At 68.8% G+C, this 26,368-nt stretch carries 19 protein-coding genes and 2 pseudogenes; 15 read left to right on the forward strand and 6 right to left on the reverse strand.

Going from position 1 to position 26,368, the window contains the following annotated elements; genetic code table 11:
* Nucleotides 1–20: 20 nt before the first annotated feature.
* The gene (locus WS78_RS16005; RefSeq protein WP_038748868.1) at nt 21–1,340 is read right to left on the reverse strand and encodes an erythromycin esterase family protein; all 1,320 of its coding nucleotides are present in this window, start codon (nt 1,338–1,340) and stop codon (nt 21–23) included.
* A 317-nt stretch (nt 1,341–1,657) separates the two neighbouring features.
* Between WS78_RS16005 and WS78_RS37620 the strand changes: the two are divergent.
* Both WS78_RS37620 and WS78_RS16025 read left to right on the forward strand, forming a co-directional pair.
* Nucleotides 1,658–2,314, forward strand: a pseudogene (locus tag WS78_RS37620) (sulfonate ABC transporter permease); the annotation flags it as partial.
* A gap of 485 nt (nt 2,315–2,799) precedes the next feature.
* Nucleotides 2,800–2,991: a hypothetical protein gene (locus tag WS78_RS16025; protein ID WP_038748946.1), complete on the forward strand. Its 192-nt coding sequence runs from the start codon at nt 2,800–2,802 to the stop codon at nt 2,989–2,991.
* A 307-nt stretch (nt 2,992–3,298) separates the two neighbouring features.
* Here the strand turns inward: WS78_RS16025 and mnmH are convergent, their stop codons facing one another.
* The gene (gene mnmH / locus WS78_RS16030) at nt 3,299–4,363 is read right to left on the reverse strand and encodes a tRNA 2-selenouridine(34) synthase MnmH (RefSeq protein ID WP_059575243.1); all 1,065 of its coding nucleotides are present in this window, start codon (nt 4,361–4,363) and stop codon (nt 3,299–3,301) included.
* Nucleotides 4,364–4,664: 301 nt separating this feature from the next.
* Here mnmH and WS78_RS16035 point away from each other — a divergent pair.
* From WS78_RS16035 to WS78_RS16065, 7 genes and pseudogenes are all read left to right on the forward strand, one after another.
* A pseudogene (locus tag WS78_RS16035) lies at nt 4,665–5,294 on the forward strand (mandelate racemase); the annotation flags it as partial.
* Nucleotides 5,295–5,308: 14 nt separating this feature from the next.
* Complete coding sequence (locus tag WS78_RS16040) at nt 5,309–5,536, forward strand: hypothetical protein (protein ID WP_038748862.1); 228 nt, start codon at nt 5,309–5,311, stop codon at nt 5,534–5,536.
* 286 nt (nt 5,537–5,822) lie between these two features.
* Nucleotides 5,823–7,583: a cholesterol oxidase substrate-binding domain-containing protein gene (locus WS78_RS16045; RefSeq protein ID WP_059575245.1), complete on the forward strand. Its 1,761-nt coding sequence runs from the start codon at nt 5,823–5,825 to the stop codon at nt 7,581–7,583.
* A 140-nt stretch (nt 7,584–7,723) separates the two neighbouring features.
* On the forward strand, nt 7,724–9,163 hold the full coding sequence (gene pyk / locus WS78_RS16050) for a pyruvate kinase (protein ID WP_059575247.1): 1,440 nt from the start codon (nt 7,724–7,726) through the stop codon (nt 9,161–9,163).
* Between the two features lies 1 nt (nt 9,164).
* Nucleotides 9,165–9,899 carry a TSUP family transporter gene (locus tag WS78_RS16055; protein WP_038748856.1) on the forward strand — a complete coding sequence of 245 codons (735 nt, stop codon included), beginning with the start codon at nt 9,165–9,167 and terminating at the stop codon, nt 9,897–9,899.
* 11 nt (nt 9,900–9,910) lie between these two features.
* The gene (locus WS78_RS16060) at nt 9,911–10,828 is read left to right on the forward strand and encodes an AEC family transporter (RefSeq protein WP_059575278.1); all 918 of its coding nucleotides are present in this window, start codon (nt 9,911–9,913) and stop codon (nt 10,826–10,828) included.
* A 255-nt stretch (nt 10,829–11,083) separates the two neighbouring features.
* Nucleotides 11,084–12,832: a methyl-accepting chemotaxis protein gene (locus WS78_RS16065; protein WP_059575249.1), complete on the forward strand. Its 1,749-nt coding sequence runs from the start codon at nt 11,084–11,086 to the stop codon at nt 12,830–12,832.
* Nucleotides 12,833–12,997: 165 nt separating this feature from the next.
* Here the strand turns inward: WS78_RS16065 and WS78_RS16070 are convergent, their stop codons facing one another.
* Nucleotides 12,998–13,591 carry a DUF4142 domain-containing protein gene (locus WS78_RS16070; RefSeq protein ID WP_038748852.1) on the reverse strand — a complete coding sequence of 198 codons (594 nt, stop codon included), beginning with the start codon at nt 13,589–13,591 and terminating at the stop codon, nt 12,998–13,000.
* Between the two features lie 686 nt (nt 13,592–14,277).
* On the opposite strand from WS78_RS16070, the gene WS78_RS16085 reads away from it, so the two are divergent.
* Nucleotides 14,278–15,720 carry an HD domain-containing phosphohydrolase gene (locus WS78_RS16085; protein WP_059575251.1) on the forward strand — a complete coding sequence of 481 codons (1,443 nt, stop codon included), beginning with the start codon at nt 14,278–14,280 and terminating at the stop codon, nt 15,718–15,720.
* A 54-nt stretch (nt 15,721–15,774) separates the two neighbouring features.
* Nucleotides 15,775–17,607 carry a histidine kinase gene (locus WS78_RS16090; protein ID WP_059575254.1) on the forward strand — a complete coding sequence of 611 codons (1,833 nt, stop codon included), beginning with the start codon at nt 15,775–15,777 and terminating at the stop codon, nt 17,605–17,607.
* Here the strand turns inward: WS78_RS16090 and WS78_RS16095 are convergent.
* A complete protein-coding gene (locus WS78_RS16095) occupies nt 17,585–19,264 on the reverse strand; it encodes a purple acid phosphatase family protein (RefSeq protein WP_059575256.1) in 1,680 nt (559 codons plus the stop codon). The two genes, WS78_RS16090 and WS78_RS16095, sit on opposite strands and share 23 nt — an antisense overlap.
* A gap of 620 nt (nt 19,265–19,884) precedes the next feature.
* Between WS78_RS16095 and WS78_RS16100 the strand changes: the two genes are divergently transcribed.
* A complete protein-coding gene (locus WS78_RS16100) occupies nt 19,885–20,259 on the forward strand; it encodes a DUF4377 domain-containing protein (protein WP_059575257.1) in 375 nt (124 codons plus the stop codon).
* Between the two features lie 79 nt (nt 20,260–20,338).
* On the opposite strand, the gene WS78_RS16105 is transcribed toward WS78_RS16100, so the two are convergent.
* Nucleotides 20,339–20,686, reverse strand: coding sequence for a GFA family protein (locus tag WS78_RS16105; RefSeq protein WP_059575259.1), 348 nt, complete (start codon nt 20,684–20,686; stop codon nt 20,339–20,341).
* Nucleotides 20,687–21,027: 341 nt separating this feature from the next.
* Between WS78_RS16105 and dgoD the strand changes: the two genes are divergently transcribed.
* Nucleotides 21,028–22,176, forward strand: a complete 1,149-nt coding sequence (dgoD, locus tag WS78_RS16110; protein WP_038751969.1) for a galactonate dehydratase — start codon at nt 21,028–21,030, stop codon at nt 22,174–22,176.
* A gap of 761 nt (nt 22,177–22,937) precedes the next feature.
* Here dgoD and WS78_RS16115 read toward each other — a convergent pair.
* A complete protein-coding gene (locus tag WS78_RS16115) occupies nt 22,938–23,864 on the reverse strand; it encodes a CopD family protein (protein ID WP_059575261.1) in 927 nt (308 codons plus the stop codon).
* 418 nt (nt 23,865–24,282) lie between these two features.
* Here WS78_RS16115 and WS78_RS16125 point away from each other — a divergent pair, with 418 nt between their 5' ends.
* Nucleotides 24,283–25,044, forward strand: coding sequence for a c-type cytochrome (locus WS78_RS16125; protein ID WP_038751964.1), 762 nt, complete (start codon nt 24,283–24,285; stop codon nt 25,042–25,044).
* Between the two features lie 19 nt (nt 25,045–25,063).
* On the forward strand, nt 25,064–26,362 hold the full coding sequence (locus tag WS78_RS16130; RefSeq protein WP_038751961.1) for a c-type cytochrome: 1,299 nt from the start codon (nt 25,064–25,066) through the stop codon (nt 26,360–26,362).
* The last annotated feature ends 6 nt before the right edge of the window (nt 26,363–26,368 follow it).

Consider the following 26,368-nt stretch of genomic DNA (forward strand, 5'->3'; position numbering starts at 1 on the left):
ATCTCCACGTCGCGCCGCCGTCACGGCGCGGACACCGGCTCTTCGCGCGGATGCCACGCATCGGGCGGCGCGAGCGGTTCGAGCGGGCTCGTTTCGTCGAGATGGAACAGCGCATCGAACTGCCCCGTGATCGACGACATGAAATAGTGGCTGTCGCGCTCCGTCCGCGGCAGATAGATCACGCCGATCGCGCGCTCGAGCAGCGCTTCGCCGAGCGGCTGCGCGACGATCTCGCGCAGCGGCAGGAAGAAACGGTCGAGCCCGGTCGTATAAAAGAGGCGTTCGTAGCTGTCGGACAGCGCGGGGCGCATCCATTTCTGTTCGACGTCGCCGTCCCATTGCGACGCGGCCGACACGTGGCCCGTGTAGGCGGTGAAGCCGATCGACAGCGCGCGCTCGCCGAGCGACTCGCGCACGAGCTGGCCGAGCGTCCATTCGCCGCGCAGGTGCATCTCGGTCGCGCGCGCGTCGCCGACGTGCGAGTTGTGCGCCCAGACGACCGCGCGCCCCGTGCCGCCGCGACGCGCGCGGTAGCGGCGCAGCGCGAAAAGCGTGTCGCGCATGTGCGAATCGCGCAGATTCCACGTGTTCGCGCGCGGCCCGAACATCGCGCGGTAATAGGTTTCGGCGTTGACGACGACCTGCGCGTTGCGCTCGGCGAAGAACTGCGCATCGAGCGCGTCGATGCCGTCCTGCGCGAGATACGCCGCCTCGTTCGCGCGCAGCCGCAGCAGTTGCGCGACCGCGTCGACGGTGGCGGCCGGCCGCGCGCCCGTGGCGACCGCGTAGCCGTACGCCCCCGGCTCGCGCACGTGATCGAGCGCCGCGTAGCGCCGCCGCGCGAATTCGGCCTCATCGGGATCGACGTCGTCGAGATAGCGGATCACCGCATCGGCCGAGCGGTACAGGCTGTACAGATCGAGCCCGTAGACGCCCGCCCGCGATTCGCGCGGCAGCGTCGCGTTGTGATCGCGCATCCAGCCGACGAATTCGCGCATCGGGCGATTGCGCCACATCCATGCGGGAAAACGCGTAAAGTCCGCGAGCGCCGCGTCGACGCCGCCGATCGCGGCGTCGCCCTGCACGTAGCGATTCACGCGCCACGCATCGGGCCAGTCGCCTTCGATCGCAATGGTGTCGAAACCGCATTCGTCGATCAGGCGCGCGGTGATCTGCGCGCGCATCCGATAGAACTCGTGCGTGCCGTGCGTCGCCTCGCCGAGCAGCACCACATCGGCGTCGTTCGCGATGTCGATCAATTCGTCGAAATCCCCCGCGTCGCCGCGCAGCGGGCGAGCGAGATCGCGCACGGCGAGAAAGGGCGTCTTCGCAGGATGCATGAATCGTCTCCGGACGACCGCAGCCCGGGCGTGCGCGCCGTTCGCGACAGGCCGTCGCGCGACGCCGCACAGAGCGGCTGATCCGATCATTCTCGACCGCGGTTTCGCCGAAACGTTGCGTTGAGTCAACGCTCGCCGCCACGGTCGCGCCGTCGCTCGAGCGCGACGCGTCTCTTTCAATTTACGCGCTCTGCGCAGAAGTTGCAGTGCGAATAACCCGATCTACACGCATGCGTTCGCGTCATTTCGCAAGCGCGCGACGTTCCGGAGAACGGCGCTTCGATGCCGCTGATGCAAGTCGGGCGCGCGCGTCGTGATCCGACGTCGGCGACGGCGCGCGTAACGGCGCACCGAGGCTCGCGCGTGCTCGTGCTCATGCTCGCGCCGATCGGCGTCGCGACGGTCGTCCGGGCAGCGGCGGGCGCGCCGGTCCGGCCGCGGCCGCGCGCGACCGCGCTTGCGTAACCGAACGCGTGATTTCCCGCCGCATTCCCCGCGAACCGGCTGTTCGCGCTCGCGGCATTCGCGATCGTGCGCGTCGGGCTCGCGCCCGCTTTTCGGCTCGGCCCGCCGATAATTCTCGGCACGCGGCGGTGCATCCTGTCCAACGCGATTCGCCGGCCCGACCGCGTTTCCCGACGATCCGAAACAGGCGGCGGCGAGCTTGCGCGTGCGCCCGCCCGCTTGGCGGCGCGCGGTCGCGCCGCCCGGCGTCCTGCCGTACCGCGTGACGAGCGCGATCACCGCATCGGGCCGCGCATGCAATGCGAGCATCGGGCGAAGGCTCGTCGGCCAAGGATCGACGACGTGCGGCGCCACCGGACCCAGCGCATCCGTCGCGCGCGCGACCGCTTGCCGGCGACTATCCGCGAATCGCGCGCGACGCCGCCGCGATGTCGCGCCTCGCGATCGCGACGAATCGTCTGACATCGCGGCCGCTCTACGCGATGGCGAAACGCCGCAGCCGCCTCGACCAGGCGACGCCATCTCCACGCCGACGCACACCGCCCTCGCCCCTCGCCCCGCGGCCCGCCGCCGCGAGCGGCGCGCACGAAACGCACTAAGCGCACGACATCCACCCGTCATCGCGCCGCGCGATGTCAGGTCCGCTCCGATTGAGTTCGATCAAAAGCCGAGGCGGCGTTGCTCGTACAGTGATCGCAGTACCTCGTCATGCGCGTGGCGCCGAACGAGTCGCAGCGCCTGTGCGTCGCGCGCGGATCGCCCGATGCCGAGGCGAGCGCGGCGGTTGCGTGAGAGTGCGCACCGATCCATCGATGCGTTCGCCGTGCCGTGCCGTGCAACGCATGCGCGACGCGATTCTTGCCGCACGCACCGCAGCGGTGCATCAGCCTTCCGCATCGCCATGCACTCGACGGATGCGCTCGCATGCGGCTCGATTCGTATCGATTGCATCGACGCGCACGTCGCCGCCGCGCGACTCTTTCGGAGATCGATCATGGTTGCAGGTGTGGTGCTGTGGGTCGCCCTCGCGGCGATCTTTCCGACCGTCGTCGTGCCCGCCGCGCAGCATGCGGTCGAGCACGCCGTCAAGCATCGGGACACGCATGCGGCGTCAGGCGCGCCGATCGCGAGCGGCGTGCGAGAGCAGCCCGCGTCGCCGGACGGCGGCGATGCGATCGGGCATTGAGCGGCACCGGCCGCGCTCGAAAAGAATCGGCCGTGCAAGCGCCGGGCGATCGGGCGCATGCGTGCCGATGCGTCGTTCGAACGCGCGCTCGAATCGCCGTTTGAATCTCGTCGTTCAGGATCGCTGATCGCTCGATCGGCGCATATGCGCCGGCATGTGCGCCGTCATCCGTCCAAACGGATGCTCGCGAATTCACGCCATGCGATGCGCGGCGGCTGCAGCCCGCTCGTTCGGCGCGCGCAGCGCAGCGTCCTGCAAACGGCACTCGCGCGCGATCCGCGCCACGTTCCGCTCAATCCCGCCTGCGTCAGACGCTCGCGCTCATCGCGTCGAGATGCGCGAGCAACGCCCTCGCCTGCTCCACGACGTCGGCCGCAGTCGGCCTGAACGGGAAATGCTCGGCCCGCGGCAGGCGAACGAAATGTTCGCGGCTGCTGCGCGCATACGCGGGATCGTAGTGAACGTCGACGAGCTCTTCGGACAGCTCGCCAAGACGCCCCTCGTCGAGCATCTCGTGCCACTTGCGGATGCGCGCGTGACCGTGCAGCGGCACGAGCTTCTCGAGCTGCACCTTGAAGAACGCGCTCCGGTCGATCAGATGCCCGTAATCCTGCAGCAGCAACTCGACGCGCTCTTCGCGCTGGGTCTCGACGTTCACGCAATCCGCCTCGTGCATGCTGGCGAGCAGCGCGAGCGGCAACGTGATCGAGCCGATGCGCCGGCTCTCCGCCTCGATGAACACCGGCCGCTCGCGAGCGAAGCCGCGCAACGCGCGGACGAGCGCCGTGTCGAACGCCTTTTGCGACGGCTGCTCGCCGCTCGGCAGCGCGCCCAGCAGCGAGCCGCGGTGCGCGGCGAGCGCTTCGAGATCGAGCGTTTGCGCGCCCGCCTGCGCGAGCGCGTGCAGCAGCCGGGTTTTGCCGCTTCCGGTGTGCCCCGTCAGGACGACGTAACGAAACTCGGCGGGCAATCGGCCGAGCGCGTCGACGACCGAGCGGCGGTACGCCTTGTAGCCGCCGTCGAGCTGCCGCGCGCGCCAGCCGATCATGTTGAGCATGACGGCCATCGATCCGGAGCGCTTGCCGCCGCGCCAGCAATAGACGAGCGGCCGCCAGTTGCGCGGGCGGTCGGCGAACGTCGTGTCGAGATGCGCGGCGATGTTGCGCGCGACCATCGCCGCGCCGACGCGCGTCGCCTCGAACGGCGACACCTGCTTGTACATCGTGCCGACGATCACCCGCTCTTCGTTGCTGAGGACGGGTGCGTTCAGCGCGCCCGGAATATGGTCCTCCGCATACTCGAGCGGCGTGCGGACGTCGACGATCTCGTCGAAATCGTCGATCTGGTCGATGGAAACGGGCTGGAGATTCAACGTATCGGGCGCGGCGGGGCCGCATCATCGTTGGCGATGGAGCGGCGATTATCTCACGCGCGGCAGCCGCCTCACGCGGCGGCAGGCGTGTCGCCCGCCGGCGCCGGCGGGCCCAGGCGCGCGACGAGCACGAAGAACGTCGGGCCGTCGCTCTGATGGGCTTGCACTAAAAGTCAATAAACAAGTGACTCGCGGTTCATTCCAATCCCGGCTCGCGCGACCAACCTAGTGCGTCGGGCCCGAGTGCGCCCCGACGCCTTCGCCAACGATGCATCGGCCGCCGATGCGCCCGGGAGACGCGATGAGAATCGTAGACATCCGCGAGCAAGCCGTATCGATCGGTTCTCCGAGCCGCAACGCGTATATCGACTTCAGCAAGATGACGCCGAGCGTCGTCGCCGTGATCACCGACGTCGTCCGCGACGACAAGCCCGTCGCCGGCCACGGCTTCAACTCGAACAGCCGCTACGGCCAGCGCATGCTGCTGCGCGAGCGCTTCATTGCCCGTCTGCTCGACGCCGCCCCCGCGAGCCTCGTCGACGACGCGCGCGACAATCTTGATCCGCACCGGATCTAGGCGGCGCTCTTCGCGAACGAGAAGCCGGGCGGCCACGGCGAGCGCGCCGTCGCGATCGGCACGCTCGCCGTGGCCGAGTGGGACGCGGTCGCGAAGATCGAGGACAAGCCGCTCTTTCGCCTGCTCGCCGAACGCCACGGCGACGGCACGCCGAACCGCAAGGTGTTCGTCTGTGCGGCGGGCGGCTACTACTACCCCGGCCGGGATCTCGGCAAGCTGAAGCACGAGATGCGCAGCGACCTCGACCGCGGCTATACGGTCGTCAAGAAGAAGATCGGCGGCGCGGCGCTCGACGACGACCTGCGCCGGATCGACGCGGCGCTCTCCTTGCTCGGCGACGGCCAGAAGCTCGCCGCGTCGCGCGTGACGTGAGCGAAGCATTCGAGGCGCTTGACGTACTCGAACCATTCGAAACGTTCGAGCCATTCGAAGCGCGGCACGGCGAACGCCAGCGTCGCGGGCAAACAACCGTGCGGATTCCGAAGTTCCGCGGCGCGCCGTGGAAACCGCTTTCGACGCACCGCGTGCAGGCATCGATCGGCATCGCCGCCGGCGTGCTCGTCGGGCGCTTCGCGTCCGCGCCGGCGAGCGATTGAAAACGCACGGCGATCCGCTCGCTCGTGCGGTCGCGACGGCGCGTCGCACCGCCCCGCCATCTCGCCATCCGCCTTTTTTTCCGTCCGCGCTATCGCCGCGCCGATCCGCTTGACGCGCCTGCCTCGGCGCCTATCATCCAATGGCTTCCGAGCGAGCAACAACGATCTTTTCAAAAACAATAACGCGTATCGAACAAAAAGCACGTAGTCGAAGAGGGAAACGCATTACGGCTCACTCCAACGTTTCGCTCCTTTATTACGCAATAAATAATATTTCGAGAAGACCATGAAAAAGATCCATGGAGACCCGACGCCGCGTCTTCGTCGCCGCGCGTTTCTCAGCGATCTCGCGCGTCTCGCCGGCGCGGGCGTCGTCGCCGGATGGACGCCGATCCGGCCGATTCCCGCGCACGCGCAGCCCGCCGGCTCGACGCCGCCGAATTTCCCCGCCGACATCGCGCTCTACAAGCAGGCGTTTCGCAACTGGAGCGGCGAAATCGCCGTCGCGAACCTGTGGACGGCGGCGCCCGCGACGCCCGCCGACGTCGTCGCGATCGCCAACTGGGCGGCGCAGCACGGCTATCGCGCGCGAGCGCTCGGCCACATGCACAACTGGTCGCCGCTCGCGGTCGCGGCGAACGATGCGAACGCCCGCGTGTTGCTCGTCGACACGACCAAGCATCTGACGGCGGTGTCGGTCGACGCGTCGACTACGCCCGCGCGCGTCACCGCGCAGGCGGGCGTGTCGATGGACACGCTGCTCGCGACGCTCGAGCAGTACGGGCTCGGCATGACGGCGTTTCCCGCGCCCGGCGACATCACGCTCGGCGGCGCGCTCGCGATCGGCGCGCACGGCACCGCGCTGCCGGCCGCGGGCGAAACGCGGCTGCCGGGGCACACGTACGGCTCGCTCAGCAACGCGGTGCTGTCGCTGACCGCGGTGGTTCACGACGCGCCGTCGGGCCGTTACGCACTGCGCACGTTCGAGCGGACCGATCCGGACATCGGCCCGTTCCTCGCGCACGTCGGCCGCGCGTTCATCATCGAAGCGACGCTGCAGGCGGGCGCGAATCAGCGGCTGCAATGCGAGAGCTTCGTCGATATCCCCGCATCCGAGCTGTTCGCCCGCGCGGGCGCGCGAGGCCGAACCGTCGAATCGTTCCTGCGGCGCTCGGGCCGCATCGAAGCGATCTGGTATCCGTTCACCGGCGCTCCGTGGCTGAAAGTCTGGAGCGTCCGGCCGAACCGGCCGGCCGGCGCGCGCGCCGTCGATCAGCCGTACAACTATCCGTTCTCCGATTCGCTACCGAGGGAATTGTCCGATCTGGTGAGCCGCATCGTGTTGAACGGCGAATTCCAGCTGACGCCGCTGTTCGGCAAGACGCTATACGCGATCACGTGTCTCGGCCTGACTAACCCGTTCGCGCCGGCGACGAATCTCTGGGGGTGGTCGCGCACGGTGCTGAACTACGTGCGGCCGACGACGCTGCGCGTGACCGCGAACGGCTATGCGGTGCTGACGAGCCGCGCGAACGTGCAGCGCGCGATCAACGAGTTCGTCGGCGCGTATCGGCAGCGTATCGCCGACTATCGCGCGGCCGGCAGCTATCCGATGAACGGCCCCGTCGAGATTCGCGTGACGGGCGTCGATTCGCCGGACGAAGTCGCTCCGGGCGCGACGGCGCCGTCGCTGTCCGCGCTCCGGCCACGGCCCGACCATCCCGACTGGGACGTCGCAATCTGGTTCGACATCCTGACGTTGCCGGGCACGCCCGATGCGAACCGCTTCTATCGCGACATCGAGCAGTGGATGCTGTCGAACTACAGCGGCGGCTACGCGACCGTGCGGCCGGAGTGGTCCAAGGGCTGGGGCTACACGAGCTCCGCCGCCTGGAGCGACGACACGATGATCGGCGCGACGATTCCGGATCTGTTCCGGCAGGGGCTGCCTTCCGACGACAACTGGGACGCGGCGCTGCGCACGCTCGACCGCTACGATCCGCGCCGCGTGTTCTCGTCGCCGCTCCTCGACCGGCTGCTGCGCTGACGCGGCAAGCGGCCCGCAGCCCGCCGCACCGCGCCGCGGCCCGCTTATGACCATACAAAATAAAAAGCGGAATTTTTATTATTTTCGGCGCCGATAGCGGTCTGTCATATTTCCGTCATACAAGAGCAACGCGAGGAAATATGACAACCACCACCGTCATCGCCACCATCGGGCCGGCCTCGGCCGCGCCGGACGCGCTGCGGGCGCTGCATCGCGCCGGCATGAGCGTCGCGCGGCTGAACGGCTCGCACGGCGATCTCGACTGGCATCGCGCGACGATCGCGCTGTTGCGCGACACGCTGCCCGATCTGCCGATCCTGCTCGACATCCCCGGCCGCAAGATCCGCACGACGCAGTTGCGGGTCGAGCCGTCGTTCGCCGCGGGCGACGTCGTCACGCTGACGACCGATCCGTCGCACGACGGCTCGCAGAAAGTGCCCGTCAACTACGCGCGCTTTCACGAGAAACTGCGCGCCGGCGTGCGCGTCTACGCGGACGACGGCACGCTGTCGTTCGTCGTCGACGCGGTGCGCGGCCGCGACGTGCTCGTGATCGCCGAAACCGCCGGCACGCTGAAGAGCCGCAAGGGGATCAACGTGCCGGAGATCGATCTCGGCCACGATCTCGTCACGCCGCGCGATCGCGAGATGATCGCGTTCGCGAAGGAGACGGGCGTCGATTTCGTCGGCATCAGCTTCGTCGAATCGGCCGCGCACGTCGGCGCGATCCGCGCGCTTGTCGACGGCGCGACGCCGCAGATCGTCGCGAAGGTCGAAAACCGCGGCGGCCTCGACCATCTCGACGAGATCGCCGCCGCCGCCGACGCGCTGATGATCGATCGCGGCGACCTGTCGGTCGAGACAGGTCTCGACTACGTATCGCTCCATCAACGGACGATCGTCGCGAGCGCGCGCCGTCATGCGAAGCCCGTGATCGTCGCGACCGAGCTGCTGCACAGCATGATCGACAGCCCGCTGCCGACGAAGGCCGAAATCGGCGACATCACGCACTCGGTGATCGACGGCGCGTCGGCCGTGATGCTGTCCGGCGAAACGGCGGTCGGCAAGTTTCCGGTCGAGGCGGTGGCGCGGCTGCACGGCATCGCCGCGCTCGCCGACGCGCATCGCGCGGCGCTCGCGGCGTCGGCGCGCACCGCCTCCGACGCGGACTACGACGACCTGCGCGCGGCGACGCAAGCGCTCGCGCGCACGCTGCCGGTGTCGAAAATCGTCGTGCTGTCGCGCACCGGGCATGCGGCGCGGCTCGTGTCGATGGCGCAGATCCGCCAGCCGATCGTCGCGGTCGGCAGCGACCGCGCGCGCGTGCGCGCGTGGAATCTGCTGCCCGGCACGACGGGCGTGCATCTGCCGAGGCTCGACGTGGGGGCCGCCGACGCCGTGCCCGCCGCGCTCGAAGCGCTCTGGCGCGACGGGCGCATCGACGAACGCGACGTCGTGCTGACGGTGCTTGCCGCGAGCGACGAAAACGACGCGTCGCTGAACGCGTTGCAGACGGTGCGCGTCGGCGCGCTCGCGAAAGCGTTGCGCTGGCCGGCGAACCGCGCGCTCGAGGCGGCCTGACATGCACGATCTCACGCTGCTCGCCGCGCTCGTCACCGCGCTCGCGCTGATTCAATCGATCTTCGGGATGGGCATCCTCGTGTTCGGCACGCCGACGCTGCTGCTGTTCGGCGTGGAGTTCGCGGCGGTGCTCGGCCTGCTGCTGCCCGCGTCGATGACGCTGTCCGCGATCCAGGTGTGGTCGAGCCGCGGCCTGCCGCTGCCCGCTCGCGAGCGCGGCAACATGGCGGTCTGCGCGGCCGTCGTCGTCGTGTCGCTCGCGACGCTCGTGCTGACGAAGCTCAACGCGCGCGTCGATCTGTTCGTCGGCGGCGCGATGCTGGCCGCCGCCGTGGTGCGCGTCGCGCCGGTGCTGCGCGACCGCCTGCGCGCGCGCATCGCGCGGCATGACCGACGCTACGTCGTCCTGATGGGCGTCGTGCATGGGCTAACCAACATGGGCGGCGCGCTGCTCGCCGTCTATGCGGCGAGCGGGCAGCGCGACAAGGACGAGATCCGCGCGATCGTCGCCCGCTACTACCTGCTGTTCGGCACGATCCAGCTCGGCACGCTCGCGCTGCTGCGGCCCGCCGCGCTGAGCTGGTCGGGCGCGGCCGTCGCGCCGATCGCGGCGCTCGTCTATGTCGCGCTCGGCAACGCGATGTTCCGGCGCGCGGGCGCATCGCTGTACGAGCACGCAATGACGGGCTTCATCGGCGCGTACGGCGCCGCCGTGCTCGCGAAGACCGCGCTATGACGGAGCATTCGATGGCCAACGTCATGGCGGCGCTCGTGCCGATCTTCGCGCTGATCCTGATGGGCTTCGTGATACGCCGGCGGAGGCTGCTCGCCGATGCGTTCTGGCTGCCGTGCGAGACGCTCAACTACTACTATCTGTTTCCGGCGCTGATGTTCAGCCAGGTCGCGAAGGCGAACCTCGCGCAATTCGCGATTCGCCCGATCGCGACGGCGATCCTCGGCGCGGTCGGCTGCGGCGCGCTCGTGCTGTACGCGTGGCGCGCGTGGAGCCGGCAGCCGGGCGCGGTGTTTTCGTCGGTGATCCAGGGTGCGTTGCGGCCGAACACGTACGTCGGCGTCGCGGCCGCCGCCGCGATGTACGGCAGCGTCGGCCTCACGCTGACGTCGATCAGCATCGCGATCGCGATCCCGCTGTTGAACGTCGCGTCGATCGTGATCCTGATGCACTACGGCAGCGGCGGCATGCCCTCCTTCAAGCAGGTCGGCAATGCGCTCGTCAAGAATCCCGTGATCGTCGCGGTGCTGCTCGGCGCGCTTTTCAACCTGAGCGGCCTCGCGCTGCCCGGCACGCTCGCGAGCCTGTTGTCGATCCTCGGCTCGGCCTCGCTGCCGCTCGGCCTGCTCGCGGTCGGCGCGGGGCTCGACATGAAAGCCGCGAAAGCGGCGAGCGGCCCCGTGCTGCAATCGTCGTTCATCAAGCTGCTGCTCGTGCCGCTCGTCACGCTCTGGATCGGCGTGAGCCTCGGCATCAAGGGGCCGGCGCTCACGATCATCGTGCTGTTCAACTCGCTGCCGTGCACGCCTTCGGCGTACATCATGGCGAAGCTGCTCGGCGGCGATCACCGGCTCGCGGCCGGCATCATCACGGTGCAGACCGCGCTCGCGGCGTTCACGATGCCGCTCGTGCTGCTGCTGTCGCGCGGCTGACGGGGCGCACCCGTCGAGCGTCGGCCGCGCCGCCTCGCTCGCCCGAAAATCTGGATTCCGATCGTTTTCCCGTCGCCGCGGCGAACCGGCAAACGATTGCACGATTGCGCGCACGTTGACCGGCGTCAAGCGCGCGTCATGGATTCTACTCACTCAGCTCTCGCGAAATCATCCGTAAACCCGATCATGTCGCCGGACTGCGCACTCCGCCGCAATCGCGACATTCGACGTTACGGACCTTGCAGAGAGCCTTCCATGCGCGCCAATCTTCCTGTCACCCAGCGGGAATTCGAGTTCCCCGACGACGCCACGCTGATGTCGACGACCGATCCCCAGAGCTACGTCACGTATGCGAACGCGGCGTTCATTCAGGTGAGCGGATTCGAGCGCGACGAGATCATCGGCGAGCCGCACAATCTCGTTCGGCATCCCGACATGCCGGCCGAGGCGTTCGCCGACATGTGGGCGACGTTGAAGGCCGGCTGCTCGTGGACCGCGCTCGTCAAGAACCGCCGCAAGAACGGCGACCACTACTGGGTGCGCGCGAACGCGACGCCCGTGATCCGCAACGGGCAACTCGTCGGCTACATGTCGGTGCGCACGAAACCGTCGCGCGACGAGATCGCCGGGGCCGAAGCGCTCTATCGCGACTTTCGCGAGCACGGCGCGCGCGGCAGGAAGTTTCATCAGGGTCTGATCGTGCGCACCGGACTGCTCGGATGGACGTCGCTGCTGCAGACGCTCAGCGCGCGCTGGCGCATCCGAACCGCGCTGCTCACGCTCCTCGCCGGCTCCGCGTGGATGGCGTTCCTCTTCGGGCTGCGCGGCGCGATGCTCGACGGCTTCGCCGCCGCCGAGACAATGCTGCTGCTGTTCGCGGAATTCTGGCTCGCCGCGCAGATCACCGCGCCGCTGCAGCGCGTGCTGAAGCAATCGCTCGCGGTCGCCGCGGGCCAGGCCGGCGACAATGTTCACCTGAACCGTATCGACGAGATCGGCATGATCATGCGGGCGGTCAATCAGGCGGGCCTCAACCTGCGCTCGCTCGTCGACGACGTGAGCGAGCAGTTGTCCGGCCTGCAAGACGCGAGCGGCAAGATCACCGCGGGCAACGACGATCTGAGCGCGCGCAGCGAGCAGGCGGCCGCGAGCCTCGAGGAAACCGCCGCGTCGATGGAGCAGATGACCGCGACGGTGCGCAACAACGCGGACACCTCCATGCAGGCGAGCGAGCTTGCCGGCTCGACGCGCGATGCCGCCGCGAAAGGCGACGCGGTGGTCGGCAAGGCGGTCGACACGATGGGCGAGATCAGCGCGTCGAGCCGCAAGATCCGCGAGATCATCGGCGTGATCGACGGCATCGCGTTCCAGACCAACATCCTCGCATTGAACGCGGCCGTCGAGGCGGCGCGGGCGGGCGAGCAGGGCCGCGGCTTCGCGGTCGTCGCGGCCGAAGTGAGAACGCTCGCGCAGCGCAGCGCGAACGCGGCGAAGGAGATCGCGGCGCTGATCCACGACAGCGTCGAGAAAACCGCGGCGGGCGGCGCGCTCGTCAATCAGGCGGGCGAAGCGATGAACGATATCCGATCGCAGGTCGCGCGGGTCGCCGGCCTCATCGGCGAGATCAGCTCGGCCACGCGCGAGCAGTCGGACGGGATCGGCCAGGTCAACGTCGCCGTCGCGCAGCTCGATCAGATGACGCAACAGAACGCCGCGCTGGTGCAGGAATCGGCGGCGACCGCCGACGACCTGAAGCACCGCACGCAGCGGCTCGTCGATGCAGTGGCCGTGTTCCGGTCGAACGCGCCCGCGCCTGCGCGGCGCTACGACGCGCGCGCGCCGCAAGCCGGCACCGCGGCCGCGACGCCGCTCCAGCGCATGCCCGCCGCGCGCAAGCGCTCCGCGACGCGCATCGCGTCCGCCCCGCCGCACGCGCCCGCGAGCGCCGCGCCCGTTCCCGCCCTCGCGGCGGCGAGCCCGAATGCCGATTGGCAAACGTTCTGAGCAGCGCGTGCCGGCCGTCGCGGCGTCGATACGAAAACAGGCGGCACCCGCGCGCCGCCTGTTCGTTTGCCGTTCGATGCGCCTCCTTCACAACGCGCGTCGAACGGTCTCGTCACCCGCGCATGCGTTACCGCGCGCGCGGCGACGGCCCGCGAACGACTGCCGTCACTGCGACGCGTCGCCCGGCAGGTGCTTGCGGCTCGCGAGTTCCCGAGCCTGCTGATAGTGCGCCTGAATCACCGGCAGGCCCTTGCGCGCAGCGTTCTTCAGCTGCTCGTTGCGGCCCGATGCGAGCTCGGCCTGGAACACCGACAGCGTCTTGCGGTTGCCTTCGAGCGCGACCTGCTCGATGTACGCCTTGTCGAACGCGTCGCCGCGCAGATTCTTGATGCCGTCGAGCACGGCGGGATCGGGATCGTTGTGCGGCACGTCGACGCCGCGCGGGCTCGCGGCGCGCAGCGTCTGCGACAGCTTCTCGTTGTCGCTCGCGACCCGTTCCGCGAACGCCTTCACGGCGCGATCACTCGAGCGCGAATTCGCGATGCGCGCGGCGTCTCGCTGCGTCGACACCGCCTTCGTCGCGTCGGTGACGAAAGCCTGATCGGCCTCGTGCAGCCGCGTACCGGTTTCAGCGGCCGCCTCGGGGCGCGGTTGCGTAGGCGTAGGCGTGGGAGCGGTTTGTGCGGACGCGGCGGTCGCGAAGACGAACAGACCTGCGGCGCACGCACCGGCAAGCGAAAAAGTAGAGCGGCGAGTCATACGTTCTCCTTAGGGTGAAATTCATCAACGGATCGATGAACGGGGCTGCGGCGCTGCGGGCCGGGAGCGGCAACGCGTTCGACGCCGTCGCCGCGAGCGCACCGGCCATGGACTCGGATGCGCCGCAACCCGTCCAATGCATTCTAGGAGGCGCGTCGCGACCGAGGTGAAACGATGGTGTCGCTTGTGTAACGGGAGGTAAGACAATTGGCCGCGCGAGCACGCGCGGCGCGCGCGGGCGTCGCGTACGTACGCTTCGCATTCGTCATCGGCGCACCGCACCGCACCGCATCGCATCGCATCGCATCGCATCGCATCGGTCAAAATTTTCCGCCGATGGAAACTCGCGGCGGCGACACCCGCATCTTTTACGCGATGCCGTAAGCCCAATCGAATCAAGCCGTCGATCGACGCGCGCCGATGCATCGCTTCGTTCGCCTCACGATCCGTGGCGCATGCGGGTCGCGCATCCCGCATGCGCATCGGTGTCGCGCGAGCGCCGCAACCCGCAACCGAAACGGTCGCGACGATTCTTTCGATGCGCACACACCAAACGCGCACGTCGCGGGCGGTATCGAACGCGCCGTCTAGGTAGATACGCTGACGCCCCGTTTTTTTGGCTCAAGGACGCACGGCCGCACGCCGATATCTCAGCCAGCCGATGACAAAAATGAAACGGAGGCTTCGTGAACGGACCCGAGGAACCGACAATGCCCATCGCGGCGGATGCATCGCACCCGCGCGCGGCCGATCACGCCCGATCGACGAACGCCGCTCCCGCAAACATGGTCGGCAACGCGTCCCCCGTGATCCTGATCGTCGACGACGAACCGAGCATCCTCTCCGCTCTCAAGCGTCTGCTGCGCACGGCGCGCTATCAGGTCGTGACGGCCGACAGCGGCGCGGCGGGGCTCGACGTGCTCGCCGCCGGCGACGTCGACCTCATCGTCTCCGACATGCGAATGCCCGGCATGACGGGCGCCGAATTCCTCGCTCGCGCGCAGACGCTGCGCCCGGACACGATGCGCGTCCTGCTGACGGGCTACTCCGAGATCGACGCGGTCGTGAGCGCAATCAACGAAGGCGGCGTGTATCGCTACCTGAACAAGCCGTGGGACGATCACGATCTGCTGCTCACGGTCAAGCAGGCGCTCGAGCAGCGTCGGCTGCGCCAGGAGACCGCCCGCCTCTTCGCGATCACGCAGAAGCAGAACGAGGCGCTCGTCGCGTTCAGCACGGAGCTCGAAGCGCAAGTGCACGCGCGCACCGAGGAAATCCGGCAAACCGTGATGTTCCTCGAGGACGCGCAACGCGACCTGAAGCGCAATTTCATGACGATGATCCAGGTCGGCGCGAACATGATCGAGCTGCGCTGCGGCGTGATGGGCGGCGAATCGCGGCGCATCGGCGAACTCGCGAAGCGGCTCGCGCTCGCGTTCGACATGAGCGAGCTGCAGGCGCGGGACCTGCATTTCGCCGGGCTGCTGCACGGAATCGGCAAGCTGTCGCTGCCGGACGAGCTGCTGCGCAAATCAATCGACCGAATGAGCGCGGAGGAAAGCCGCCAGTTTCATCAGCATGCGCTGCGCGCGCAGATGGTGCTCACGCCCGTCACGCAGCTCAATCACGTCGCGCACGTCATTCGCCACCAGTACGAGCGCTTCAACGGCCGAGGCACGCCCGACGGGCTCGCGGGCGAAGACATCCCGCTCGGCTCGCGCATTCTCGCGGTCGCGCGCGACTACGAAGGGCTCCAGCGCGGCGGCATCGTCAATCATCGCCTGCTGCCCGATCAGGCGATCGCGCTCATCCAGTCGCAGGCCGGCATGCGCTACGACCCGCAGATCGTCGATCGTTTCGTCGCGCTCGCGAAGGACTTGGCGACGTTCGGCTGCAACACGCCGTACGCGCAGATCACGGGCGGCCAGCTGCTGGAAGGCATGCGGCTCGCCGACGATTTGCGCACGAGCCGCGGCGTGCTGCTGATGACGAAAGGCAGTGTCGTGTCCGCGCATCAGGTCGCGCTCGTGCGGCGCTACGAAGCGCAGGAAGCCACGCCGTTCACGATCCTGATCCAGACGCCGCCGCCGAACGCCGATGCCGCGGCGGCCTCGATGCGCGAAGGCTGACGCGCGCGCCGCCGTCGCCGTCGCCGTCGCGCATACCGAGACGAGCCGCTCCTCATGCACGGAACCTTCGACATCCCGCTCGTCGTACTGTCGCTCGCGGTCGCGACGCTCGCGTCGTATACCGCGCTCGATCTGAGCGCGCTCATCTCGCTCCTCGACAAGCCGCGGATGCGGCACGCGTGGCTCGCGGGCGGCGCGGCCGCGATGGGCACGGGCATCTGGGCGATGCACTTCGTCGGCATGCTCGCGTTCTCGCTGCCGATTCCGCTCGGCTACGACTTCGGGCACACGTTCGCCTCGCTCGCGATCGCGATGATCGTCTCGTACTTCGCGCTGAACGCGCTGACGCGCGCCGCGCTCACGCACGAGCGGCTCGCGGTGGGCGGCGTGCTGATGGGGCTCGGCATCGCGGCCATGCACTACACCGGCATGAGCGCGCTGCAAATGCACCCCGCGATCGGCTACGACCGCACGCTCTTCGTCGCATCGATCGCGATCGCGATCGGCGCGTCGACGATCGCGCTCTGGATCGCGCATCGCCTGAGCGACGAGAACGAGCCGCACGTGTTCGCGAAGCGGATCGGCGCGGCGGGCATGATGGGCATCGCGATCACGGGCATGCATTACACGGGCATGGCGGCCGCGCATTTTCCGGCGAACGCGGTGTGCGGCGCCGCCGGCGAAATCAGTGGCGCGTGGCTCGGCGCGACGATCGCGCTCTTCACGGCGACGATCCTGAGCGCGACGCTCGTCGTCTCGCGTTTCGATGCGCGCACCGCGTTCCTGCGCGGCATGACCGACGCGCTCGAGGAGCTCGTCACGAAGCGCACGAGCGAGCTCGAAGGCGCGCTGCGGCAGTACGAGCGCACGACGCACGTGCTGCAGCGCACGCGCAAGAAAATGGAGCAGGAAATCGACGAACGCAAGGCCGCGCAGGCGCGCCTCGAGCACGAAAAGGACGAGCAGCGCCGGCTGATTCGTCAGATCGAGGAAACGCACGTGCAGCTGCTGCAATCGGAAAAGCTCGCGTCGATCGGCCAGCTCGCAGCGGGCGTCGCGCACGAGATCAACAACCCGATCGGCTTCGTCAACGCGAATCTCAACACGCTGAAGGGCTGGGTGCAGGGTCTCCTCGATGTGATCGCCGCGCAGGAAAAACTCACGCGCACGCTTTGCGCCGACGCGCGCGCGCCGCTCGACGCGGTGTCGCGCGAAGTCGATCTCGACTACGTGCGCAGCGACATCGTCGCGCTCATCGACGAATCGATCGACGGCGCGATGCGCGTGCGCCGCATCGTCGGCGACCTGCGCGATTTCTCGCGGCCGAGCGGCGACGAATGGGCGCTCGCCGATCTGCACGCGGGGCTCGAGAGCACGCTGAACGTCGTCCACAACGAGCTCAAGTACAAGGCGGACGTCGTGCGCGAATACGGCAGCCTGCCGCTCGTCGAATGCAACGCCGCGCAGTTGAACCAGGTGTTCATGAATCTGCTCGTCAACGCCGCGCAGTCGATCGACGCACACGGCACGATCACGATTCGCACGTCGCACGACGCCGACGCCGTGTCGATCTCGATCGCCGACACGGGCGCGGGCATCTCCGAGGACGTGATCGGCAGGATCTTCGATCCGTTCTTCACGACGAAGCCCGTCGGCCAGGGCACGGGGCTCGGGCTGTCGATCTCGCACGGCATCGTGGAGCATCACGGCGGGCGCATCGACGTCGAGAGCCGCGTCGGCCGCGGCACGACGTTTACGATCACGCTGCCGATCCGGCGCAAGTCCGGCTCGGCAGCGAACGCCAACTCCAACGCGCCCGACGGCGCGGACGGCGCGCACCGGACAGTGCGCGCCGCCGCGCCGCTTACGCGCGGCGAGCCTTGCTGAGCACGATCGTCTCGAACAGCTCGTACTCGGCCGTCGGCTGCTGATCGGCGCCCGGCGCGTGATGGTAGTTCACGGTGATCGTCGTGTTGCCGCCGTGCTCGCCCGGATCGTAGTCGAACACGGCGATCCCGTAGCCCGTGCCCGTGTCGCGCCGCGCGGACCAGATCGCATCCTCCACCGCATCCGCGCCGTGCCGCACGAACGTGTTCGGCGCCGCGCCCGGCACCGGCCGGTTCGGCTTCGTGAACACGCGCGCCTGAGGCAAGCCCGTCGCCGGATTCTCGCCGTACACGTCGAGCGGCGCGCTCGTGCCGCCGCCGCCGAGAATCATGTGGATCGTGCCGTGCGACGTGTCGAACTTGCCGTCGGCCGGATCGGACGTGACGACGGGGCGCGGCTGCAGCGTGTCGACGACCTCGCCCGTCGCCGCGTCGACGCCCGCGCGGTGGTTGCAGCCGCGCACCGGAAAGCTGCGCTCGTAGTCGTGATCGTGGCCGCACAGCACGAGGTCGACGCCGTAACGGTCGAAGAGCGGCAGCCACGCCTCGCGGATGCCCTTGTCCGAGCCGTTGCCCGTCTTCGACGAGCTGAGCGCGTCCTGATGCATCTGCACGACGATCCAGTCGATGTCGCGATCGCGCGACGCGCGGCGCAGCGTCTCTTCGAGCCAGCGCGTCTGCTCGCCGCGGCTGTAGCCGCGCACGTAGAACGACGTGCCGGGGGCGATCGGCTCGTTGCCGGTGCTCGCCGCCGGCACGAGCGGGTTCGGGCCCGCGACGAACGCGGCCGCGTCCTGATAGACGACGTCGTCCGCGTCGAGCGACACGAACAGCACCGCGCCGACGCGGAAGCTGTACCAGCGGCCCGGAAAACGCGTGCCGTTCTCGGGCAACGTGTAGCGCGCGAGATACGAGTCGAGGCCTTGCGGGCCGTTGTGAAACTCGATCTCGTGATTGCCGGGGCACGGCATCCACGGACGGTTCGCGGCGGACGTCTGATTGTTGTTGCCGAAGTCGCGCCACACGGCCGGCTGATGCGCGGGGTTCAGGTTCGCGTAGCAGAGATCGCCGTTCAGCAGATGAAAGAGCGGCTGAAAGCGCTCGATCGCCTGCACCGCGAAGCGGCTCTGCGGCGACGACAGCACCCAGCCGGTGTTCGGCGTCGCGAGGTCGCCGTAGCTCGTCCAGCGAAACGGCGAGCGGCCGCGCGGCGCGGTCTCGAAGCGGGCGGCGAACGGCTTCGCCGCGTTGCCGTCGTTGTCGGCCGTGACCTCGTAGCGATACGCCGAGCCCGGCTTGAGGCCGTGCAGCCGCGCGTGATACGTGAACACCACTTCGCCGTTTAGGCCGTCGGTGTACGTGCGCTGCACGCCGTGCGCGGTCCGCCACGCTTCGTTCGGTCCCGCGAAGCGCACGCGCGGGTTGGTCGCGGCCGCGAGCGACGCCCACGATACGACGACTTCGTGCGCGTCGGCGTCGCCCCAGGTCAGATGAATCTGCTCGGGCGTGCCGTCGGGCGCGGCGGCGGCCCGCGTGGCCGCGAGGCCGCTCGCGGCGGTCGCGAGCCCGGATACGCCGGCGAACTTGAGGAAGCCGCGGCGAGAGACGGCGCAAGGCTGCTCGGTCGGCGGCGCGTCGGAAGCTGGCTTGTTCGGCATGATTTCGTTCGATCGTCGGAGAGTCGTGGGGAAAGGAATGAAAGCGAGCGACGGCGCGGCGGCCGCGGGCATCGGCGCCCGGCCGCGCGCGTCAGCGCCGTCACCGCCAGCGCCGACACCTTATGACGGGATGCGTGACGCGACGATGTCAGCCCCGCGTCGCGCCGCGCGGATGCCGGCCGCCTGGCGGGAATCCGCGTATGCGGCGGGGACGCCCGGTTCGCACGGTCGATGGGGCGAGTCCGTTTTCGCTTCGCGGCCGGCCGGCATCGCGTCGGCGTCAAGTCCGCGACGCATCGGCGTTGGAGTCGGTGGCGTTGCCGCGTGGTTTCGTGGTTTCGTGGTTTCGGGGTGCCGCAACGCGGCTGCGCAATTGCGATCGCCAGCGCAATCGCAACCCAAATCGCAACTAAAATCGCGGTCGAAATCACAACGACAACGACAACGACAACTGCAACGACAACTGCAACTACGGCGACGGCCCCGCGGCCATCGCGCGCCGCAACGCCGCGTCGAGAAAACGCGAGTCGCGCGCGCCGCGCGCAAAACGGCGCGCCCACGCACCATGAACCCGTCCGGCGCGATCGGGTCCAATCGCGATTCGATCGACGAGGAAGGTCATGCTCGATATGCCACGCCGCGCGCTCGCGGCCGTCGCGTTCGCCGGCGCGGCCGGCCTTGCCGGCTGCGAGACTAATGCAGCGGCGAACGCGCCCATCGCGCCGGCGGCCGCGCCGCAAACCGCGACGAAGACCGTCTACGTCGCCGCGCAAACGGCGCGCTGCGTCGGCGTCGCGCCGATGGACTGCCTGCAGGTGCGCACAAGCCCGAGCGAGCCGTGGCAGCTCTGGTACAGCGGCATCGAAGGCTTCGACTACCGCCCCGGCTACGAATACCAGCTCGAGATCGCCGAACACAGCGTGCCGAATCCGCCTGCCGACGGCTCGTCGATCCGCTGGGTGTTGAAGCGCGTCGTCCGGCAGCAGCCGCGCTGAGCCGGACGGCGTAGTGACGCGCGCGGCGCATGCCGCACGCGCTGCACGATCCCGATTTGGGCCGGCGCGCTCGATATGTTCAGAGCGCGCGCCCGTCGAAATGCCGGACCGGCACCGCGTCGAGATCGATGCCGTCGATGCAGCGGATGTTGACTGCCGCCATCGCGTTGCCCTTCGGGTCCGTGCCTTCCGCGAACGGGTGGATGCCGCAGGTCGGGCAGAACCGATGCCGGATCGTGCGCTCGTTGAACAGATAGGTCGCGATGTCGTCGTCGGGCGTTTTCAGATGAAACGCGTCACGCGGCACGAACCACAGCAGCGAGCCCTTGCGCACGCACATCGAACAGTTGCAAGCGCAAGCGCTCTCGATCTCCCCTTCCACCTCGAACTTGATCCTGCCGCAATGGCAGCTGCCGGTGTAAAGCATCGTCGCCTCCTTCGATCGTGTCCGGCCCGGCGACGCGGCCGCGCCGCGCCCGGGCGCCCGGCCGGTGCCGTACGGTAACGCTCGGCCGTACGGACCGCAACCGTCCGGCGCCGCGCGAGCGGCGCACGAGCGGCGAAGGCGATCAATCGCACCCGACCCCGCTCGCGCGCCGCGATCCGCGCCCGACGCGCCGCGCGATCCGGCGGCGTGCCGCGTCGACGCACGGCGCGCATCCGGCCGCCGCGCCCACTATGTGCGCACAGGCGCGATCGATACGACTTTCGCGCGGCGCCGCTGTACGATTCACGCGTGGTTCATGCAGACAACAGGAGACACCCGCAATGAAGATCACCCGCCTCGAAACCTTCGTCGTTCCGCCTCGATGGCTGTTTCTGAAGATCGAGACCGACGCGGGCATCGTCGGCTGGGGCGAGCCGATCGTCGAAGGCCGCGCGCATACGGTCGAGGCGGCCGTGCACGAGCTAGCCGACTACCTCGTCGGCCAGGACCCGCTTCGCATCGAGGACCACTGGCAAGTGATGTACCGCGCGGGCTTCTACCGCGGCGGCCCGATCACGATGAGCGCGATCGCGGGCATCGACCAGGCGCTCTGGGACATCTTGGGCAAGCATCACGGCGCGCCCGTCCACGCGCTGCTCGGCGGCCCGGTGCGCGACCGGATCAAGGTCTATTCGTGGATCGGCGGCGACCGGCCGAGCGACGTCGCGAACAACGCGCGCGCGGTGGTCGAGCGCGGCTTCCAGGCGGTGAAGATGAACGGCTCGGAGGAACTGCAGATCATCGACACGTTCGACAAGGTCGAAAAAGTGATCGCGAACGTCGCGGCGGTGCGCGAGGCGGTCGGGCCTTACGTCGGCATCGGCGTCGATTTCCACGGCCGCGTGCACAAGCCGATGGCGAAGGTGCTCGCGAAGGAGCTCGATCCGTACAAGCTGATGTTCATCGAGGAGCCGGTGCTGTCGGAGAACGCCGAGGCGCTGCGCGACATCGCGAACCAGACGAGCACGCCGATCGCGCTCGGCGAGCGGCTTTATTCGCGCTGGGATTTCAAGCACATCCTCGAAGGCGGCTACGTCGACATCGTGCAGCCGGACGCGTCGCACGCGGGCGGGATCACCGAGTGCAGGAAGATCGCGACGCTCGCGGAGAGCTACGACGTCGCGCTCGCGCTGCACTGCCCGCTCGGGCCGATCGCGCTCGCCGCGTGCCTGCAACTCGACGCGGTCAGCCACAACGCGTTCATCCAGGAACAGAGCCTCGGGATTCACTACAACCGGGGCAGCGATCTGCTCGACTATCTTCGCAATCCCGAAGTGTTCCGCTACGCGGACGGCTTCGTCGCGATCCCGCAGGGGCCGGGGCTCGGCATCGACGTCGACGAGGAGAAGGTGCGCGAGATGGCGAAGACCGGACACCGTTGGCGCAATCCGGTCTGGCGGCACGCGGACGGCAGCGTCGCCGAGTGGTGAAGACACGCGCGCACGGCCACGGCAGGCAACGCATCGCGCCGGCGACGGGCCGAGGCCGTGTGAAGTCGCACGCCGATCGCGGCGGTCGATAGAGTCGATCGTTCGGATCGCGCGGTATTGGCCGGGGGCGGCGCGGGAAGGGTTGAGCGGCACCCGAAAACCGTGCCGTGTAGTTTTGCGTGTTCGCACAGCCCCGGCCGCGGCCGAACGCCTGATTCGACGCCGGAGCCCGAACGCTTGCCGCTTGCCGCCTGACGATGCGCCGAACGGCCGATGCGCGGCCGCCATGCCGGACACCCGACGCCCGCCCGGCGCTTGACGCACAGCGCCTGACGTTCGACACACGGCGCTCGACGCAGATGCCGACACCGATGCCCCGGCCGATGCCGCACAGGCCGAAGACATCGCGACGCGGCGCGCCGAACGGGGGATCGCCGATGTGAACGAACGCACGCGCCGCCAGCCGTCGGGCAGGCCGGCGCATCAGGCGGCATCCGGCAGCGGCCGGCGGGCAAGCACGGCCGGCCGCCACAGCGCCGCCCATGCCGCGCCGAAACCGAGGCGTCCCGGCGTCCGGCCGGCGTCGCGTCGATGACCGACGCGGCGATCGGCGGGCCGGTCTTGGCATCGCCGCATCGCGTTCGCCCCCTTGCCGCGGCCCGCGTATCGTGCCTGCAGCCGGCGCCTGTCGCCCGCCCAAGCCCCGAGTCACGCCCGAACCAGGCCCCGAGTCCACTCGCGCCCGAGCGACCGAGCCCGCGTCAGCTCACCGAGATCGGCGCGGTGAAAGACAACACGGCCGCCGCGACGAACACGCCGATCATCGTGAGCGCCTCGAGATGCAGCACGTTGCGGAACGTGTGCGCGTCCTCGGTCGACGCGGTGCGGCGCAGCCGCGGCAACGCCGAGAAGCGGTTGAGCGCCGCGAGCACCAGCGCGAGCGCGACGAGCGCGAGCTTCAGCAGCAGGATGCGGCCCCACGTGCTGCCGTCGAGCGCGGCGAAATCGCCGCCCGTGCCGCGAATCGTGTTCAGCACGCCCGTGACGACCACGAACGCAAGCGCGGCGATCGACCCGCGCGACAGCCGCTGCGCAATGCGGATCATCGCGCCGCGCGCGACCGACGAGCCGAGCGCCGGCAGCACCGCCATCCCGCCTGCGATCACGAGCCCGCCCCACGCGGCCGTCGCGGCGACGTGCACGGTCTGCACGCCGACTGCGGCCGAGAACGCGCCCGAATCGGCCGCGTGGCCGAGCGACGCCTTGCCCGCCGCAACCACGAGCGTCGCGAGCGCGAGCAACGCGCCGGCGAGCGGGCCGCTCGGCCGGGCGAGCGCGACGACGAACAGCAGCACCGCGCCGCCGCACGCAACGCTCCATGCATGCCCGACGTGCGTCTGCGCGAGCACGACCGGGATCGCGCCGAACGCGCCGCGCAAGCCCGCGCCGCTCATCGCAGCGGCCTGGTAGACGAGCCAGCCGACGTCGGCGAGGACCAGCACGGCCGCCGCAACCGCGAGCGAGCGCAGCGATTGCCGCCACGCGGGGTGCGACGGCGCGATCACGCTCTTCGCGCCGTCGTTCGCGAGCCACGCGCCGATCAGCGCGGAGCCCACCGCGACCGCAAACGCGACGTCGCCGAGCGCGGCGAGCGCCGCCTGGCCGAACCAGAGGCTGTCGATCTTCATCGCGCACCGCCCGCGCGGCGCGCGCCGGACGCCGCCCCGACGCGCGCCGCGCGCAAGGCGTGAAAGGATCGACTGTTGTTTTCAGGCAAACAGGAAAAAGAGGACTTCATCGACTCGCATGAAAGAAAAGAAATCGGCGCCGGCGCGGCCGGCCGTCCCGACGCCGCGCCCCCGAAGTGTACGGGCTTCGCCGCCGCCTGCGCAGCTTGTCCGACGTTTGGGCGCGTTCGAACCGTCATTCGCGCGTCAAATTGTCGCAACCCGACCGCGGCATGGAACCGTGCCCTCCGCGTCAAATAGCCGCCATTATCCATCGATGATAGAATGCCGCGTCGCAGCAGCCCGGCTGCCTGCCCTCGTTAGTTCTTGCCGTCATGCCGAGCCGATCGGAGCCCGGTCAGGTCCCCGACGAATAACAATGGAGTCCCGTGTGTCTTCTAGACGCCTTTTCCGTCCGCTGCTCGCTGTTGTGTTGATGGGCGCAGCGGGCCTTCTGAGCACTGCGCAAGCGCAAACCAAGCCCATCGAGCCGGCCGCCGCGAAGGCGCCCCTGAAGGCGCCCGACACGATGGCGGAGCGCGTGCGCGGCTGTACGGCCTGTCACGGCACGCACGGGCAGGGCACCGACAACGATTACTTCCCGCGTCTGGCAGGCAAGCCGGCCGAGTACCTGTACAACCAGCTCGTGAATTTCCGCGACGGTCGCCGCAAGTACCCGCCGATGAACTATTTGCTCACGTATCTGAACGACGACTACCTTCGCGAGATCGCGGAGCACTTCTCGCAGCAGCGTCCGCCGTACCCGGCGCCGACGAAGCCGACGGTGCCCGCCGCGGTCGTCGAGCGCGGCAAGCAGCTCGCGCTGCACGGCGATCCGGCGCGCAAGCTGCCCGCGTGCGTCGCGTGCCACGGCACCGCGCTCACCGGCATGCAGCCCGCGATTCCGGGTCTCGTCGGCCTGCATAGCGACTATCTGAGCGCGCAGATCGGCGCTTGGCGTTCGGGCACGCGCCATGCGAAGACACCCGATTGCATGCATGAAATCGCGAGCAAGCTGTCCGACGAGGACGTGACCGCCGTGACCGCGTGGCTCGCCGCGCAGCCGGCGCCCGCCAACCCGGTGCCGGCCCCGGCCCGCTCGATGAAGACTCCGCTCGCCTGCGGCAGCGAACCGCAATAAGGCAAGGGAGACAGACACAATGAAACGCAAGTCCCTGTTTGCACTCTCGGCTGTCGCGATCGTCGCGGCAGCGGCCCTCGTGCCCGTCCTGTGGCCGGGCAACGACACGCTGCACGGCAACGCCGCCGTCGCCGCGACGCCCGCCGACCAGGCCGCGCTCATCAAGAAGGGCGAATATCTCGCGCGCGTCGGCGACTGTATCGCGTGCCACACCGTGCGCGGCGGCAAGTCGTTCGCGGGCGGCCTGCCGATGGCCACGCCGTTCGGCACGATGTACACGCCGAACATCACGCCGGACGATCAGTACGGGATCGGCAAGTGGACATCGGACGATTTCTACCGCGCGATGCACACGGGCCGCTCGAAGGACGGCAGCCTGCTCTATCCGGGCTTCCCGTTCGCGAGCTACACGAAAGTCACGCGCGCGGATTCGGATGCGATCTACGCGTACCTGCGCTCCGTCGCGCCCGTCAACACGCCGAGCCGTCCGCACGAGCTGCGCTTCCCGTTCAACAACCGCAACCTGCTGATCGGCTGGCGCACGCTGTTCTTCAAGGAAGGCGAGTACAAGCCCGATCCGACGAAGTCGGTCGAGTGGAACCGCGGCGCGTATCTCGTCGAAGGCCTCGGCCACTGCTCGATGTGCCACACGTCGATCAACATGATGGGCGGCCCGGTGAGTTCGGCGGCCTTCGCGGGCGGCCTGATTCCGCTGCAGAACTGGTACGCGCCGTCGCTCACGAACGACAAGGAGCTCGGCCTCGGCGACTGGCATGTCCAGGAGCTGTCCAACCTGCTGCAGGCGGGCGTGTCGAACAAGGGCGCGGTGTTCGGCCCGATGGCGGACGTCGTCCACAACAGCCTGCAGTACATGACGGACGAGGACACGCGCGCGATGTCGACTTACCTGAAGTCGATCCCGCAGAAGGCCGAAGCGCCGAAGAACATGCAGTACGAGCCGTCGAAGCAGTTCGGCACGACGCTGCTCGAGCAGGGCAAGAAGATCTACGCGGACAACTGCGCGACCTGCCACGGCGCGCAGGGCGAAGGCAAGCCGACCGCTTACCCGCCGCTCGCGCAGAACCGTTCGATCATGATGGAATCGGCCGTGAACCCGATCCGCATGGTGCTGAACGGCGGCTACCCGCCGAGCACGTTCAAGAATCCGCGTCCGTATGGGATGCCGCCGTTCGCGCAGTCGCTGTCGAACCAGGAAGTCGCGGCGGTTGTCACGTACATCCGGATGTCGTGGGGCAACAACGGTTCGCCGGTTTCGCCGCAACAGGTGAGCGACCTGCGTTCCGCGCCTCTCGACTGAGTATCG

Source organism: Burkholderia savannae (genome assembly GCF_001524445.2).
In the GTDB taxonomy this organism is placed as follows: domain Bacteria; phylum Pseudomonadota; class Gammaproteobacteria; order Burkholderiales; family Burkholderiaceae; genus Burkholderia; species Burkholderia savannae.

Excerpts from the sequence above, each read along its gene's own strand:
- WS78_RS16115 (WP_059575261.1), bottom strand. The coding sequence starts at position 23,864 with ATGAAGATCGACAGCCTCTGGTTCGGCCAGGCGGCGCTCGCCGCGCTC.
- WS78_RS16130 (WP_038751961.1), top strand. The coding sequence starts at position 25,064 with ATGAAACGCAAGTCCCTGTTTGCACTCTCGGCTGTCGCGATCGTCGCG.
- WS78_RS16045 (WP_059575245.1), top strand. The coding sequence starts at position 5,823 with ATGAAAAAGATCCATGGAGACCCGACGCCGCGTCTTCGTCGCCGCGCG.
- WS78_RS16090 (WP_059575254.1), top strand. The coding sequence starts at position 15,775 with ATGCACGGAACCTTCGACATCCCGCTCGTCGTACTGTCGCTCGCGGTC.
- WS78_RS16125 (WP_038751964.1), top strand. The coding sequence starts at position 24,283 with ATGGAGTCCCGTGTGTCTTCTAGACGCCTTTTCCGTCCGCTGCTCGCT.
- dgoD (WP_038751969.1), top strand. The coding sequence starts at position 21,028 with ATGAAGATCACCCGCCTCGAAACCTTCGTCGTTCCGCCTCGATGGCTG.
- WS78_RS16095 (WP_059575256.1), bottom strand. The coding sequence starts at position 19,264 with ATGCCGAACAAGCCAGCTTCCGACGCGCCGCCGACCGAGCAGCCTTGC.
- WS78_RS16065 (WP_059575249.1), top strand. The coding sequence starts at position 11,084 with ATGCGCGCCAATCTTCCTGTCACCCAGCGGGAATTCGAGTTCCCCGAC.
- WS78_RS16060 (WP_059575278.1), top strand. The coding sequence starts at position 9,911 with ATGGCCAACGTCATGGCGGCGCTCGTGCCGATCTTCGCGCTGATCCTG.
- WS78_RS16100 (WP_059575257.1), top strand. The coding sequence starts at position 19,885 with ATGCTCGATATGCCACGCCGCGCGCTCGCGGCCGTCGCGTTCGCCGGC.
- WS78_RS16070 (WP_038748852.1), bottom strand. The coding sequence starts at position 13,591 with ATGACTCGCCGCTCTACTTTTTCGCTTGCCGGTGCGTGCGCCGCAGGT.
- WS78_RS16025 (WP_038748946.1), top strand. The coding sequence starts at position 2,800 with ATGGTTGCAGGTGTGGTGCTGTGGGTCGCCCTCGCGGCGATCTTTCCG.
- pyk (WP_059575247.1), top strand. The coding sequence starts at position 7,724 with ATGACAACCACCACCGTCATCGCCACCATCGGGCCGGCCTCGGCCGCG.
- WS78_RS16105 (WP_059575259.1), bottom strand. The coding sequence starts at position 20,686 with ATGCTTTACACCGGCAGCTGCCATTGCGGCAGGATCAAGTTCGAGGTG.
- WS78_RS16055 (WP_038748856.1), top strand. The coding sequence starts at position 9,165 with ATGCACGATCTCACGCTGCTCGCCGCGCTCGTCACCGCGCTCGCGCTG.
- WS78_RS16005 (WP_038748868.1), bottom strand. The coding sequence starts at position 1,340 with ATGCATCCTGCGAAGACGCCCTTTCTCGCCGTGCGCGATCTCGCTCGC.